General features: G+C 71.9%; 15 protein-coding genes. 10 read left to right on the top strand and 5 right to left on the bottom strand.

Annotated elements, in window-relative coordinates:
- Positions 1 to 55 precede the first annotated feature (55 nt).
- From ACZZ97_RS08040 to ACZZ97_RS08025, 4 genes are all read left to right on the top strand, one after another.
- Positions 56 to 274, top strand: a complete 219-nt coding sequence (locus tag ACZZ97_RS08040; RefSeq protein ID WP_463473779.1) for an ABC transporter substrate-binding protein — start codon at positions 56 to 58, stop codon at positions 272 to 274.
- On the top strand, positions 271 to 453 hold the full coding sequence (locus ACZZ97_RS08035) for a hypothetical protein (protein WP_463472813.1): 183 nt from the start codon (positions 271 to 273) through the stop codon (positions 451 to 453). Before ACZZ97_RS08040 ends, ACZZ97_RS08035 begins: the two co-directional genes overlap by 4 nt.
- Entirely contained in the window at positions 450 to 716 is a 267-nt protein-coding gene (locus ACZZ97_RS08030; RefSeq protein WP_463472812.1) for a TetR/AcrR family transcriptional regulator, read from the top strand. The genes ACZZ97_RS08035 and ACZZ97_RS08030 overlap by 4 nt, the downstream gene beginning before the upstream one ends.
- A gap of 164 nt (positions 717 to 880) precedes the next feature.
- Entirely contained in the window at positions 881 to 1,018 is a 138-nt protein-coding gene (locus tag ACZZ97_RS08025) for a hypothetical protein (RefSeq protein WP_463472811.1), read from the top strand.
- Between the two features lie 50 nt (positions 1,019 to 1,068).
- Here the strand turns inward: ACZZ97_RS08025 and ACZZ97_RS08020 are convergent, their stop codons facing one another.
- Positions 1,069 to 2,259, bottom strand: coding sequence for a hypothetical protein (locus ACZZ97_RS08020; protein ID WP_463472810.1), 1,191 nt, complete (start codon positions 2,257 to 2,259; stop codon positions 1,069 to 1,071).
- A 417-nt stretch (positions 2,260 to 2,676) separates the two neighbouring features.
- Positions 2,677 to 5,181 carry a purple acid phosphatase family protein gene (locus ACZZ97_RS08015; protein ID WP_463472809.1) on the bottom strand — a complete coding sequence of 835 codons (2,505 nt, stop codon included), beginning with the start codon at positions 5,179 to 5,181 and terminating at the stop codon, positions 2,677 to 2,679.
- 302 nt (positions 5,182 to 5,483) lie between these two features.
- On the opposite strand from ACZZ97_RS08015, the gene ACZZ97_RS08010 reads away from it, so the two are divergent.
- From ACZZ97_RS08010 to ACZZ97_RS08000, 3 genes are all read left to right on the top strand, one after another.
- On the top strand, positions 5,484 to 6,368 hold the full coding sequence (locus tag ACZZ97_RS08010; protein WP_463472808.1) for a helix-turn-helix domain-containing protein: 885 nt from the start codon (positions 5,484 to 5,486) through the stop codon (positions 6,366 to 6,368).
- Positions 6,365 to 7,096 carry a GOLPH3/VPS74 family protein gene (locus ACZZ97_RS08005; protein WP_463472807.1) on the top strand — a complete coding sequence of 244 codons (732 nt, stop codon included), beginning with the start codon at positions 6,365 to 6,367 and terminating at the stop codon, positions 7,094 to 7,096. The genes ACZZ97_RS08010 and ACZZ97_RS08005 overlap by 4 nt, the downstream gene beginning before the upstream one ends.
- Before the next feature lie 90 nt (positions 7,097 to 7,186).
- Positions 7,187 to 7,921 (top strand): small multidrug efflux protein, encoded by a 735-nt coding sequence (locus tag ACZZ97_RS08000; RefSeq protein ID WP_463472806.1) that lies wholly within the window; start codon positions 7,187 to 7,189, stop codon positions 7,919 to 7,921.
- 352 nt (positions 7,922 to 8,273) lie between these two features.
- Here the strand turns inward: ACZZ97_RS08000 and ACZZ97_RS07995 are convergent, their stop codons facing one another.
- The 3 genes from ACZZ97_RS07995 to ACZZ97_RS07985 are packed head-to-tail and all read right to left on the bottom strand — an operon-like array spanning position 8,274 to position 10,778.
- Complete coding sequence (locus tag ACZZ97_RS07995) at positions 8,274 to 9,242, bottom strand: hydroxyacid dehydrogenase (RefSeq protein ID WP_463472805.1); 969 nt, start codon at positions 9,240 to 9,242, stop codon at positions 8,274 to 8,276.
- Between the two features lie 13 nt (positions 9,243 to 9,255).
- On the bottom strand, positions 9,256 to 9,894 hold the full coding sequence (locus ACZZ97_RS07990; protein ID WP_463472804.1) for an RraA family protein: 639 nt from the start codon (positions 9,892 to 9,894) through the stop codon (positions 9,256 to 9,258).
- A gap of 59 nt (positions 9,895 to 9,953) precedes the next feature.
- Entirely contained in the window at positions 9,954 to 10,778 is an 825-nt protein-coding gene (locus ACZZ97_RS07985) for an IclR family transcriptional regulator (protein WP_463472803.1), read from the bottom strand.
- Positions 10,779 to 10,918: 140 nt separating this feature from the next.
- Between ACZZ97_RS07985 and ACZZ97_RS07980 the strand changes: the two genes are divergently transcribed.
- The 3 genes from ACZZ97_RS07980 to ACZZ97_RS07970 are packed head-to-tail and all read left to right on the top strand — an operon-like array spanning position 10,919 to position 14,066.
- Positions 10,919 to 11,920, top strand: a complete 1,002-nt coding sequence (locus ACZZ97_RS07980) for a Bug family tripartite tricarboxylate transporter substrate binding protein (RefSeq protein WP_463472802.1) — start codon at positions 10,919 to 10,921, stop codon at positions 11,918 to 11,920.
- Complete coding sequence (locus ACZZ97_RS07975; protein ID WP_314102508.1) at positions 11,917 to 12,516, top strand: tripartite tricarboxylate transporter TctB family protein; 600 nt, start codon at positions 11,917 to 11,919, stop codon at positions 12,514 to 12,516. The genes ACZZ97_RS07980 and ACZZ97_RS07975 overlap by 4 nt, the downstream gene beginning before the upstream one ends.
- On the top strand, positions 12,516 to 14,066 hold the full coding sequence (locus tag ACZZ97_RS07970; RefSeq protein ID WP_463472801.1) for a tripartite tricarboxylate transporter permease: 1,551 nt from the start codon (positions 12,516 to 12,518) through the stop codon (positions 14,064 to 14,066). The genes ACZZ97_RS07975 and ACZZ97_RS07970 overlap by 1 nt, the downstream gene beginning before the upstream one ends.
- Positions 14,067 to 14,084 lie beyond the last annotated feature (18 nt).

The raw sequence follows: 14,084 nt of genomic DNA, 5'->3' as shown, positions 1-14,084 counted from the left end.
CAAATCGATGAAGATCAACCTGTGGCTGGTGTTTTGAGGTTAGTTCACGTCGGGCATCCGGGAGGCGGCGGACGCCGCCTCCCGGACAGGGCTAAATCCGCGCGCAGCTCCCGCAGAGCGGCCAGCCGTTCTTGCCGTTCCGGCGACTGCCACCCCCGACGGCGTCAGCTGGACCTTCCGCCTGCGCCAGGGCGTCACGTTCCATGGCGGACGGCGCTTCACCGCCGCCGACGCCATCTACTCGATCGAGCACATCCAGGGGATGGCGGCGTGAGCGGCGTCGGCGACCGGGCTCGCACCTCCTCGGCGGGTGCTGGTGCCGCGGGCGGCGGGCGGCAGAAGCCGGCCGTGCGGCGGGACCTGACCGTGGAGGCGGCGCGCGGCGTGATCCTGCGCGAGGGGCTCGGCGGCCCGCGGCTGCGCGACATCGCGGGGAGGCGGGCATCTCGGTGAGCACGGTGACCTACCACTTCGAGAGCGTCGCGGAGATCCTGCACGAGGTGGTCGTGCTCGAGACGGCGCGCTTCTCCTCGTCGATCATTGAGGCCGTCGACGCCGAGCCGGACACGGTTGCGGGCGTGCGGATGCTCGTCGAGTCGCTCTTCGCCGCGACGGACGCGAGCGAGGAGCATTGGCGGCTCTGGTTGGACTCCTGGACCGCGGTAGCGCGGAAGCCCGCGGTCGCCGCGGAGTACGTCGAGCGGATCCGCGTCTAGGAGGCGTGCCTCACGCGGACGCTGCGGCGCGGGGCGGAGTCGGGTGCGTTTCCGGCACTCGGAGCTGGGGCTGGGGCTGCGCGTCCGGACGGTGCCGGGGCCGCTGGTCTGGACGGTGTCGGGGCTGCTGGCCCGGACGAGGGGCCCCCGATCGTGCGTCGGAGGTGGCGCTCAAGCTCTTTGCCTACAGCGACGGGGTCGCGACGCAGCTCGCGCAGAAGGCTCCGGGGCTGACGTCGGGGCTGGCGCTGACGTGGATGTGGATGTTCCTCGGGCACGAGACGGGCGCCTGCTTCGCCTGAGGCACTGTCCGTCATCAGGGGCGGGCCGGGTCGTCGCGGAGACTTTTGCTCTAGTGCTGGACAAGGCATGTCGTCTTCAACTGCATCGCCCTCTTCCCGGCGGAGATGGCGACGACCTCTTGGTAAGCCGGGTGATTGGGCCGGCACCACGTGCAGCAGCGCCTCGCGGCGAGGACGTCGTAGTCCGCACGGTACGACTGGTTCTTTTGGCCCCCTGCACTAGTCATGACGAGGTCCGCCCGCGCCCTGGCGAGCGTCTGCCAGACCCGGTCATGTGCTGAGTTACCCGAAGCATGATGGGGTGCTGAAGTAGCTGACAGGGACTTCGCCAGTTGCGTCACCGCTGACGGTGCGAGATGGTCCAGCCAGTTGCCGTCGGTGTCGCTCCATATCAGGACGCCGTTGTCGGGGGTGTGTGGAGCCCTCCAGAGCAGCGAGCACAGCGCCCGGCGGTTCTGAACGGTGATCCGGGTGAGCGCGTATGTGCGAGGGAGGCCAGGGGGCATGCGGACAGCGAGGGCGTGTGGGGCCTCGAGGGCGTTCGCGAACGTCGCCACGCCGGGCTGCCCGGCAGTCATCCACGGGGTGCCGCCTCGCGCGAGCGCGCGGTCGATCGAGAAGAATTTTATGCGTAGGCCCTGCGCCAACGCCGCCGAGAAGATGGCGAGGAGGGGCTTGGCTCGCTTCCGGACCCGGTCGAGAATTTCGGCAAGATCCTTGGCGCCGTACCATTGCCGAAAAGAGCCCGACTCGTCGACAAGGCGGAAGCCGTCCCCTGCAGAGGATCCGGCCGTTGTCCACGCCGCAAGAGTGAGCTCAGCTGACGAGATTGTTGCTCTGAGCTGGCCCGCTGCGAATTCTTCTTCCTGTCGCAACTCCGACAGCCAACTCCCGAGTTCGGTCTCGACATCGCGGATATTTACGAGGCCGTCGTCCTGCGGGAGCATCGCGTCGGGACTGGAGTCGGCTAGTTGCTTCACCAGGATTGCCCACTCGGCGGGGACCCACAATTCTCGGAGCTGATCTCCAGCAGCAACGATCAGAGAGACAGCGCCCCTGATGTGGTCGTTGTCGTCGTGACTGAGGATCAGGATGTGCGGTCGGTGCTGGCCTGCGTGCCTGCCCACTGGCCCCGCGCCCCCGGCATCGACCGCGACGACATCTGTCCCGCTTTTCCAGATGAAGCACTCGCCGTGGCCCGAGCGCGGCGTCGGGCCGACGACGGCCCTCAGCTCGTCCACGTCGCCCCCGCCCGTCGCAGGACTGCGTCGCGTGGCTGCGATGTCGCTGTCGTGTGCATGTGTCATCCCCCTGAATGAATTTGAGCTATCTCAACGAATAATGCTCACATACGTTAAGGGATGAACTTATGCAGCCATGGCCCCAGAGAGGGGCGCGAGCCCAGCCGGGTCGGTCCGACAAAAACACGCTCTTGGCGGTGACGGAGGATCGTGCCTGTTGGCTTCGGCTGTGATGCCTCCTTCGCCCGAGGTGTTCTGCCTTGTAGTTCGATGCTGAACCGGCAGAAAGTGCTCTCTCGGAGCACCCGGAGGACCGTTGGCACCGTTCACCGCGGGGCGAACGGACGAGAGGCCCCGAATCGACGTTCCGAGGGGATCGGAGGTCGATTTGGGGCCTCTCGAGGGAGGGCGCCGACGCTACGCGCGGCGGCGGCGGGCCCTCACGACGAGCGCCAGGCCGGCGAGCAGCACCAGCAGGGCTCCCGCGGCGAGGGGGAGGGCGTCGCTGCCGGTGAAGGCGAGCGCGCCGTCGGCCCGCGCCGTGTCGGTCGAGCCTCCGGCCGACGTGCCTGCGCCTGCACCTGCGCCCGCACCGGTGCCAGCGCCAGGCGTGCCCGGCAGCGGGTCGGACGCGGCGGTCAGCTCGAAGGTGCCCCAGGTCTCGGCTCCCGTGGCGTCGGTCTGGCCGACGAGGGTGTGGGTGCCGGCTCCGAGGCCCTCGGGGAGGCGCAGCGTGAGCACCCCGTCGTCGTCGCTCGGGTCGTCACCGAGGTAGACGGGCTCCGAGTGGACGAACCAGTCGAGCGCCGCACCGGCCAGGCGACGCGGGACGGTCGCCGTGAGCGTGCCCTCCGCCTCGTCGACGGCGGTGACGACCAGCGTGTGCGTCGCCTCCGTCAGCTCGGAGAGCGGCACCGCCGTGGGCTCCCCGGTGCCCGGGTCGACGGGCGGTGTCGTCGGGTCCACCGGAGGCGTCGTCGGGTCGACCGGCGGCGTGGTCGGGTCGGTCGGGTCGACGGGAGGCTCCGTCGGGTCGGCCGGACGCGACAGCGTCACCTGGTCGACGACGGTCATGTCCGCCGTGCGGTACGTCGTCATCGCGATGGAGTCGGCCGTGACCTCGACGTTGGTGAAGTTCGGCGTGTACTCCTGGTTCTGCACGGCGCTGAAGGCGAAGTCCTGTGACTGGATGTCGTAGTACTTGCTGCCGCTCGACGAGTTCGCCGTGACGTAGAGCACCTCGTCGCCTTCGGGCGTGACCGTGCCGTCGACCGGCTCGTCGGTGTGCACCGGCGTCGTGCCGCTCATCAGGTAGCTGCGGACGTACACGTGGTCGTGGCCCATCAGCACCAGGTCGACGTCGAGCTCGCTCATCACCGGGGGCAGCTCGGCGCGGCGCGTGACGATGTCGCTGTCGGTCGCGTGCGACGCGACGCTGTAGACCGAGTGATGGAACGTGACGATGGTCCAGCGGGCCTCGTCGCCGTGCTCGGCGATGACCTTCCGCGCGAAGTCGGCGTGGCCGGCGTCGTCACGGTCGTTCGAGTTGAACGAGATGTAGAGCGTGTCCTGGTAGATGAACCAGTAGTCGCCACCGGCACGGTTCGCGTCGGGACGGCCCGCCGTCTCGCTGACGTTCGGCATCGCGAAGTGCTGCTCATATGCCTTGCTCGCGACGTCGTGGTTGCCGATGTTGGTCGCGAACGGCAGCGTCTTCGTCTGCGACGGCGCGAGGAACCCGTCGTACTGCAGCTCGTTCGACGCCGTGTTGACCTGGTCGCCCGCGCTCAGCACGAAGCTCGTGTCGGGGAACGCCCCCGACGCGGTGCCCATCGTCTCGACCCAACCGGCCGTGTCGCGTACCGTCTCGCCCGCACCGATCTGCGCGTCGCCGATGAACAGGAAGCCGTAGTCGCCGGTCGCCTGCGTCTCGAAGGTCCAGGTGTCCGACCAGCCGTCGGCCTCGCTGCCCACGCGGTAGCTGTACGAGGTGCTCGGCACGAGGCTGGTCAGCGTCGCGTGGTGCCAGTTCTGGCCGTCGGTCGCGGTTCCGCTGGTGGAGGGGAACGAGGAGGCGCGGGCCGGGAAGGCGCCGTCCGTCACGTCCTTCGTCAGCGCGAGCTGCGCCTCCTCGGCGCTCGTCGAGTCGGAGTACCACGACACGGCACGCTGCGACTCGTCGGCCCCGATGTTGAGGAACACGTCGCTGATGGTGGCCTCGGCGCTCGCCGAGACGGGGGTCAACGAGAGGAAGTCGAAGTAGATGTCCGAGCTGGTCGAGCGGTCCTGGTAGAGCGCGACCGAGACGGTGTTCTCGCCCGCGTGCAGCAAGGCCGGGTCGATCGTGAACGTCGAGCGGTCGGGGTCGCCGCCGCCGTCGCCCGCGTAGCCGACGTTGCCGTCGTGCTCGGCGACGCGGGAGTCCTCGTAGCCGACGACCTTCGTGCCGTTCACGTAGACGACGAGCGCATCGTCGTAGACGACGTCGGCGGTCAGCGACTTCCAGCCCGCGAGCTGGTCGGCGGTGAGGTCGAGGGAGCTGCGGAAGAAGTAGGTCGGCACGTCGACGGTGCCGCCCGGCAGGTACTGCTGCAGCAGGGTGTCGACGGCGTAGCCGCCGCCCATGCCGGTCGCCTTGCCGCTCTTGGCGCCGAAGCTGCCCTGGGCGGTCTTCCAGTCCGAGTCGTCGTAGTCGTCGCCGGTCCAGCTGAGCGGGTCGGCGCTGCCGGCGGACGGGTCGACCCCGGTCTCGAGGTAGCTCCACGCCGTCGACTCGGTGGTCAGCAGCGGGACGGCGTCGTCGGCGCGGGCCGACGTGGCGGTGCTCGTGGCTCCGACGGCGGTGGCCGTGACGAGCAGGAGCGCCGCGGCGACGCGGGCGCGGTGGCGCGGGCGTCGTGCGGCGGTGGGGGTGGTGGTCATCCTGGTCCTTCGTGATCGTGGAGGCGCCGCCCCTCGTTCAGGGGCGGGCCTCGGGCATCAGAGCAGGGGGATGTGGACGACAGGTGTAGCGGGGGTGACATGTGTCGCCGACGGGCGTCGTCGAGTGGTCAGGAGCGGTTCTCCTCCGGTCGGCGGAAGACCGTTCTCGACCACTCGGCTGAGGGCGGGCTCGACCGGTCGGCGACTTCTCCTCGGTCGCTTGACCTTGCCCCAGGGGCACGGTTTCTACTTGTGAGTAGTCGGCGGCGAGCGCCGGCGACTAGACCGCCGAGGAGGCGCCCGTGGCCTGGAGCACCCGCCAACTGGCCGAGATGGCCGGGACCACGGTCAAGAGCGTCCGCTACTACCACCAGCTCGGGCTGCTCGAAGAGCCGGAACGGCTCAGCAACGGCTGCAAGCAGTACGAGGTGCGGCACCTCGTCCGCCTGCTGCAGATCACCCGGCTCACCGACCTCGGCGTGCCGCTGGCCCAGATCCAGGCGGTCGGTGGTGCGGGTGACGAACCCGATGCGGCTCTGCGCGTGCTCGACTCCGAGCTGGAGGCCACCATCGAGCGGCTGCAGCGCATCCGCGGCGAGCTCGCGCTGATCCTGCAGCACCGTGCGCCTGTCGACCTGCCCGCCGGGTTCGGCGAGGTCGGCGGCCACCTCAGCGAGGCCGACCGGGCACTCGTCATGATCTGGTCGCGGGTCTTCGACGAGCCGGCGATGGACGACCTCCGGACGATCCTGCGGGACGAGCCCCGCACCTCCGACGACGACGCCTTCGACGCGCTGCCCGCCGACGCCGATCGGGCGACCCGACGTCGCCTCGGCGCGGCGCTGGCGCCGGGCATGGGCCGGCTCTTCGAGCAGTACCCGTGGCTGGCCGACCCGGACGGGCACGCCGAACACGGTTCCGCGACCTCGACGGCCACCGTCGGCGCCGCCGTCACCGAGCTCTACAACCAGGCCCAGCTCGAGGTGCTCTACCGCGCCTACCTCGTCTCGGCAGGCAAGTCCGACGACCTGGAGGCGCTCGAGGCCGCGCTGGACGCGGCGGAGCGCGCGGCGCCGGCGCCTGGACCTGGACCTGGACCCGGACCCGGACCTGCACCCTCGCCTGGACCCGCACCCGCACCCGCACCCGCACCCGCACCCGAACTCGACCCGAGGACACGACCATGACCGAGACCGACTCCACCCGCGCCTCCCTCGACACCTCGCCTTTGCTCGCCGAGGACGTGCTCGTGCTGCTCTTCGACCCGGACTCGGGCACGATCCGCGCGGAGGGCACGCCCCTGCTGCACACCCTGGCCGGCGCCGTCCTCACCGAGCTGGCCCTCGACGGGGCGGTCACCGTCGACGAGCACGGGTCGGGGCTCCGGGGGCGACTCGTCCACGCCGTCGAAGGGCATGAGCCGACCGACCCGCTGCTCGCGACCACCTGGCAGCGCCTCGCCGACAAGCCGACCGACTTGCGGTCCCTGCTGCTCGAGATCGGCCCGCGGCTGCGCGGGCCCGTGATCGACCGCGTCGTCGAGCGGGGCACGCTCCGCCGCGAGAGCCGCAAGACCCTCGGGTTCATCCCGACCACGGCGCTCGTCGACGGCGGCACCGGGCGACGCGACGAGTTGCTCGACCTCGTGCGGCCGGTGCTGCTCGACGACCAGGAGCCGTCACCGCGGTCAGGGGCGCTCGCCGCCCTGCTCTCGGCCAGCGGCGCGTTGCCGGCGCTGCATCGCGACCTGCCGTGGTCGGGTGCCCTCTACACGCGCGGGCAGCAGCTGCAGCGCGGGGAGTGGGGCGCCGCCGCCACCGGCGAGGCCGTGGCTGCGTCGGCTGCCGCGGTCGCCGCCGCCGTGCTCTCGAACTCGCTGTTCGTCAGCGTCGTGCTGCCGTCGCTGCGCGACTGAGCCGCCGCTCCTGCTTCCCGCTCCCGTCCCCCTTCCTCACCCCTCTTCCCCCTCTTCTCGTCCTGACGACCCCCACCTCTGGAGACCGCCATGTCCTTCTTCGTCCACACCGCCTCCTCGGCTGCCGGCACCTCGGCCGCCGCGAACTCCGGCGGACCGTTCGCCTGGTTCCAGGACCTCGTCGGCCAGGTGCCCGAGGTCGTTCAGCCGCTCGTCATCGTGCTCGCCGGAGCCGTCCCGTTCATCGAGGGCGAAGGGTCGGCCGCGCTCGGCATCATCGGCGGCGTGCACCCTGTCGTCGCGGCGCTCGCCGGGATCGTCGGCAACCTGCTGTGCGTCGTGATCGTGGTGCTGCTGGGGTCGCGGATCAGGGAGGCGCTCGTGCGGAGGCGTTCCGGTCGCGGTGCAGCGTCGGCCGGAGCCTCGGATGCGAGGCCGTCGGCCACGGGCGTCGGTGTCGGCACCGCTGCGACCGGTGGCGGTTCGGTCGCCTACGCCGCCGCTCCTGGGTCGGCCGGGGCGACCGTGTCGACTCCGGCTCCCGGCGCTGCTCCCGACCCGGTCGCGGCCGGGTCGGTCGAGCCGACGGAGGCGGTGCCGGAGAAGAAGGGCAAGGCGCGGCTGCGACGCTGGCTGGTGAAGTTCGGGGTGCCCGGGGCGAGCCTCCTGGCCCCGTTGGCACTGCCCACCATGTTCACGGCGGCGACGTTCGTCGGGTCGGGAGTGCCGAAGGGGTGGGTGATCCTGTGGCAGGCCGTCGCCATCGTCGTCTGGACCACGCTGATCACTCTGCTCGCCACGGGCCTGATCTCGGCCGTCGGCTAGTCGGCGTCGCTCGTCGCATGGGGTCGAGTGGTCAGGAACTGTCGTTCGGGGGGTCGTGGAGGACGGTTTCTGACCACTCGGTGGTGGGCCGGCAGGAAGCGCTCTGGGAGGGCTGCCGAAGGACCTGATCCGGACCACGCGCGGGGCGTGGTGGATCAGAGGCCCCAGATCGACCTCGGGAGGTGCGGGGAGGTCGATTCAGGGACTCTCGTCCAGCGCCGGTCACCCGCGCTGGGGTCGAGTGGTCAGAAAGTGCTCTTCATGGGGTCGAGGACAGCAGTATCTGACCAGTCGCGCGGTGAACCGGCAAGAAGTGCTCTTGAGGGGGTGGAGGGCAGCACTTACGGCCGGTTCAGCGCGGCGAGAGGAGGACCCGGCGCAGGTGGGCGGCGGCCTCGTGGCCGACGCGGGACATCGCCTCGCGGGTCTGGCCGCCGACGTGCGGCGTGAGCACGACGTCGGGGCGGTGCCGCAGGGGATGGTCGCCGGGCAGAGGCTCGACCGAGGTGACGTCGAGACCGACTCCCGCGAGGTGACCGGACTCCAGGGCTGCGACCAGCGCCTCCTCGTCGACGACGCCTCCGCGTGAGGTGTTGACCACGACCGCTCCCGCGGGGAGCAGCGCCAGCTCGCGGGCCGAGATGAGGCCTCGGGTCGCGTCGGTGAGGGGCACGTGGACGGTGAGGGCGTCGGAGGTGCGGAGCAGGTCGTCGAGACCAGCCGGCTCGGCTCCGGCCTCGCGGATCGCCTCGTCATCGAGATGCGGGTCGTGCGCGACGACGCGCATGCCGAGTCCGTCGCGGGCGATGCCGGCGACGAGCTGCGCGATGCGGCCGTAGCCGAGGAGGCCGAGGGTGGCTCCGGAGAGCTCACGACCGGTCATCGACGCGCGGTCGCCGGGTGCGGCCGCGCGGGGATCGGCTCCGGCTCCCGCATCGGCACTCGCGAGTGCCGGGCCGAGCCCTCGGCGCGTGATCATCAGCAGGGCGACGGCGAGCTCGGCGACCGACCGGCTGTTCGCCGCGGGCGTCGTCGTGACCTCGATGCCGAGCTCGGCGGCGGCGGCCACGTCGACGGTGTCGAGGCCGACCCCGTGACGGGCGACGATCCGCAGCTGCGGGGCCTCGCGCATCATCGCTCCGTCGACGCGGGCGGTGCGGAGCAGGACGCCCTGCACCTCCGGGGCGACGTCAGCCCAGGAGGCGGCCGTCACGCCCCAGCCGAGGCGCACGTCGGCCCACTCCGCCAGTGAGTCGACCACCGCGTCGTGGATCGGACGCGGCACCCAGACGACGGGCCGGGCGGCGCCGCCCGCGCTCACGTCAGCCCCGCCCTCAGCCACGCGGCACCAGCCGCCGGTTCGCCTCGCGTCGCTCGCCCTCGCCGCGCAGCAGCTCCTGCGTCGCCGCGACCACGTCGTCGACGCGACCCGCGGGCACGATCGCCACGCCGTCGTCGTCGCCGACGACCCAGTCGCCCGGAGCCACGGCGACCCCGCCGACGGCGACGGTCTCGCCCAGTCGGTACGGGCCGGTCTTCCACGGCCCGGCGGGAGTGACGGCTCGAGCGAACACGGGGACCCCGACGCGCTCCAGTTCGACGACGTCGCGGGCGGCCGCGTCGAGCACGATGCCGCCGACCCCCAGCGCGAGCGCCTTCTCCGCGACGAGCTCGCCGATCAGGGCCCGCGTCTCGTCGCCGCCGCCGGAGACGACGAGGATCTCGCCCCTCCTGATCTGCTCGAACGCGGCGTGCAGGCCGGCGTTGTCGCCGGGGCGGGTCCAGACGGTGAAGGCGCGCCCCGACAGGGCCGCCCCGCGCCAGAGCGGACGGATGCCGTCGGCGACGCCGAAGCGCTCCATCGCGTCCGAGATCGTCGCGACGGGCAGCTCGCCGGCGGCGGGCCAGGCAACGGGCCGGGGGTCGGGCCCGGGGGCGGGGGTCTCGGGCTGCTGCGGGTCGGGCTGGGGCATCGTCGCTCCTGTCGGTCGGGGTGGTGACCCGCGGCGACGTCGCCCGGGCCGGGGCCGGGTCAGTCGAGGGCGGGCGGCAGCCCGGTGCGGGCGATGTCCGAGGAGGCGGCCTGCAGCGCCCCGAGGAACCGCGCGGTCGCCTCGTCGCCGAACCGGCTGGTGGGGCCGCCGAGCGCCAGCGCCACGGGCTGGGCTCCGTCACGGCCGGGGACCCGCACCGCCATGCCGCTGTTGCCCGGCTCGCGGACGCCGTGCGACAGCGACCACCCGGCGGCTCGGGCCTGCTCGACGCGGGCGACCAGCGCCTCCTCGTCGACGACCTCGACGGCGGACCCGACAGCCGAGCCGGCCCCGGTTCCGGACGCGGCACCGGCACCCGACCCGGCGACCACGGAGGCCAGCGCCGCGACCTCGGCGCCGAGCGCCTCCGGCGCGACCGAGCTCAGCAGCACCATGCCGGCGGCGCCCTTCCAGAGCGGCAGCTCGTCGCCGACCTGGACGACGTGCCGCAGCGAGTGCGGGCTCGGCGACTGGGCGACGACGACGCGGGTCGTGCCGCTCCGCACGTAGAGGCTGACGGTCTCGCCCGTCTCGGCGGCCAGCTCGGCCATGCGTGCGGCGGTCGCCTCGGGCACGGTCCAGGCGGCGGCGGCGAAGGCGCCCCAGCGGATGAGGCGGGTGCCGACGGCGACGCGGCCGTCGGCGACGTGCTGCAGCATGCGCTCGGCGACGAGGGTCTCGACGAGGCGCAGCACGGTGGTGCGAGGGAGCCCCGAGGCCTTGACGAGCTCGCCGATCGAGAGGGAGGTGCGCTCGGGCGTGAACGCCTGCAGAACGTCCAGGGCGCGGCTCACGGCACGGACCCCGCTCGCTTCCGTGACCATCGCCGACCTCTCGTCCCGACCTGCGCCTCCGGATCGTCCTGTGCGGTCCGCCTTGCACGATGTCTCGACGCGAAGCTACCATCAGGCGGACACAGACATCCACCTAGTGGATGCCCGTCCGACGTCACAAGGGAGTGAACGTGGCCAGACCGAACGACAAGACGCGGCGCCGCCTGCTCGGGGGAGTCGGCGTCGCCGTCACCGCCGCGCTCGTCGGCTTCGCCGCCGTGGACGCCGGGGACGGCACCGCGGGAGCCGATCCGAGAGCCAAGCTGACGGTGATGGCCCCGGCCGCGCCCGGCGGGGGCTGGGACCTCGCGGCCCGGGAGGCGCAGCAGGCGCTGCGGGCCGCCTCCATCGTGAACAACGTCCAGGTGGTCAACGTGCCCGGCGCGGGCGGCACCATCGGCCTGACCCAGTTCGCCGACTTCGACCCCGACCCGACGAACCTGATGATGACCGGCACGGTCATGGAGGGCGCCATCACGGTGCAGGGGTCGAGCGTGAACCTCGAGGACACGACGCCGATCGCCAAGCTCGCCGAGGACTACGAGGTCTTCATCGTTCCCGAGGACTCGCCCTACGAGACCATCGACGACTTCGTCGAGGCCTGGCAGGAGGCGCCCTCCAGCCACGCGATCGGCGGCGGCGGGCTGGGCGGCACCGACCACCTCCTCGCGGGGTTGTTCGCCCGCGAGGTCGGCGTCGACCCCGGCGACATCAACTACGTCTCGTACCCGGGCGGCGGCGAGGTCCTCACCGCGCTGCTCTCGGGCACGGTCGAGATCGGCGTCAGCGGCTACAACGAGTTCAGCGACCAGATCGAGGCCGGCAACCTGCGCGCCCTCGCCCTCTCGGCCGAGGAGCCCGTCGACGGGATCGACGCCCCCACCTTCATCGAGCAGGGCATCGACGTGAACCTGCCCAACTGGCGCGGCATCGTCGCCCCGGCGGGCATCACGACCGCCGAGCGGGACGAGCTCGTCGCGATCATCGACGAGATGGTCGCCTCCGACGAGTGGCAGGACACCCTCCGCCGCAACTCGTGGGAGCCGGCGGTGGTGACCGGCGACGACTTCGTCGAGTTCATCGCCGAGGACCAAGCCCGTGTGGACGCGATCATCGAGGAGCTGGGCCTGTGAGCGGCGTCATCCGGACCGTCTCGGTCACTCGTCGCGCCGTGGTCGTCGCCGACGGCTTCTGGCGCCGCCGCACCGGGCTGATCGTCCCGGCGCTGATGCTCCTCATCGGGCTCGGCCTGGTGGTCGGCACGGTGACGATGGAGGTGCCCGCCAACACGGCCTCGCCCGGCCCGCAGGTCTTCCCCTCGCTGATCGCCGCCCTGGTGATCGTGCTCGCCGTGCTGCTCGCGGTCGACGTGCTGCGAAAGCCCGAGTCGGAGAGCGTCGAGGTCGCGCAGCCCGCGGCCCCCGGCCAGCCCGACGACGACCTCGTGCTCGACGAGGAGGGGGAACCGCAGGCCCTCCGCCCGACGAGCAACCACCGTGCGCTGCTCGGCGCCCTGCTGACCGTCGTCGTGTTCATCGCGGCGCTCACCCCGCTCGGCTGGCTGCTCTCGGGCGCCCTGCTGTTCTGGGGCGTCGCCCGGGCGCTAGGAAGCCAGCGGCCCCTGTTCGACATCCCCCTGTCGCTCGCGATCTCGTCGATCGTGCAGCTCGCCTTCTCGGCCGGTCTCGGCCTCAACCTGCCTCCGGGCGTCCTGGGAGGGATCCTCTGATGGAGTCGCTCGCGAACCTCGGCGACGGCTTCGCCACCGTCCTCACGCCGATCAACATGCTCTGGGTGCTCATCGGCGCCCTGCTCGGGACCGCGGTGGGCGTGCTGCCCGGCCTCGGCTCGGCGATGGCCGTCGCGCTCCTCCTGCCGGTCACCTTCTCGCTCGACCCGATCGGCGCCTTCATCATGTTCGCCGGGGTGCTCTTCGGCGGCCTGTTCGGCGACTCGATCTCAGGCATCCTGATGAACACTCCGGGCAACAGCACGGCGATCGCCGGCACGATCGAGGGCCACAAGATGGCCACGAGCGGCCGGGCCGCCCAGGCGCTCGCCACCTCGGCGATCGGAGCGTTCATCGGCGGCATCGTCGCGTCGATCCTCGTGGTCTTCTTCGCGCCGCGGCTCGCCGAGCTGGCCACCCTGTTCGGGCCGGCCGAGTACCTCGCGCTGGCCGTGTTCGCCTTCGTGGCGATCTCGGCGGTCGTGACCGAGTCGGTCGTCCGGGGCCTCGGCGCCCTCGCGATCGGCCTGGCGATCTCGGTGGTCGGCATCGACGGCATCTCGGGCGCCTCGCGCTTCACGGCCGGCGTGCCCGAGCTGTTCGACGGCATCGACATCGTCGTGATCACGGTCGGCCTCCTCGCCCTCGGCGAGGTGTTCAGCGTCGCCGCTCGCCGCGGCTCGCGCGACGAGACCCAGCTGCTGCGCTCGACCGGTCGCCTCTGGCTGTCGCGGCGCGAGCTGCGGCTCGCCGCGCCCGCCTGGCTGCGGGGCACCGCGATCGGCATCCCGTTCGGCATCATCCCGGTCGGCGGCGCCGAGGTGCCGACGTTCCTGGCCTACGGCACCGAGAAGCGGCTCGACGCTCGCCGGAAGTCGCCGATGTTCGGTCGCGGCGCCATCCAGGGCGTCGCCGGTCCGGAGGCGGCCGGCAACGCGACCGCCGGCACCGCGATGGGCGCGCTGTTGGCGCTCGGCCTCCCCACGTCGGCCACCGCGGCGATCCTGCTGGCCGCGTTCCGCCAGTACGGCCTGCAGCCCGGCCCGCTGCTGTTCGACCGCGCACCGGACCTCGTCTGGGCCCTGCTCGCGAGCTTCTTCGTCGGCATGGTGGTGCTGCTCATCCTCAACCTGCCGTTCGCGCCGCTCTGGGCCAAGCTGCTGAAGGTGCCGCGCCACTACCTCTACGCGGGCATCACCGTCTTCGCGATGCTCGGCGTCTACGCGACGAGCAGCAAGATCCTCGACCTGGCGCTCGTCACCGTGATCGGGCTGATCGGGTTCCTGATGCGCCGCTACGGGCTGCCGGTCGCGCCGATGCTGATCGCGATCATCCTCGGGCCGCTCGCCGAGACGGAGTTCCGCCGGGCGCTGCTCGTCAGCGAGGGCGACCCGTCGATCCTCGTGTCGAGCGGGATCACGGTGACGCTGTACGTCGTGCTGGTGATCGCCGTCGCGGGAGCCGCGTTCACGAAGATCCGCGCGAGGCGTCGGGCTGCGCGCGGCGGCGCCGCCGATGCGCTCGACGCCCGAGAGAAGGAGAACGCGTGATCGACGGACCCACGGGAG

Source organism: Frigoribacterium sp. AC512 (assembly GCF_979258295.1).
Note: the sequence above shows the minus strand (reverse complement) of the source record. Positions and strands in the feature narration are given on the sequence as shown.

Bases quoted from the DNA above. Each gene is read 5' to 3' on its own strand.
- ACZZ97_RS07985 (WP_463472803.1), bottom strand. From the start codon at position 10,778: ATGGTCACGGAAGCGAGCGGGGTCCGTGCCGTGAGCCGCGCCCTGGAC.
- ACZZ97_RS08005 (WP_463472807.1), top strand. From the start codon at position 6,365: ATGACCGAGACCGACTCCACCCGCGCCTCCCTCGACACCTCGCCTTTG.
- ACZZ97_RS08000 (WP_463472806.1), top strand. From the start codon at position 7,187: ATGTCCTTCTTCGTCCACACCGCCTCCTCGGCTGCCGGCACCTCGGCC.
- ACZZ97_RS07990 (WP_463472804.1), bottom strand. From the start codon at position 9,894: ATGCCCCAGCCCGACCCGCAGCAGCCCGAGACCCCCGCCCCCGGGCCC.
- ACZZ97_RS08015 (WP_463472809.1), bottom strand. From the start codon at position 5,181: ATGACCACCACCCCCACCGCCGCACGACGCCCGCGCCACCGCGCCCGC.
- ACZZ97_RS07970 (WP_463472801.1), top strand. From the start codon at position 12,516: ATGGAGTCGCTCGCGAACCTCGGCGACGGCTTCGCCACCGTCCTCACG.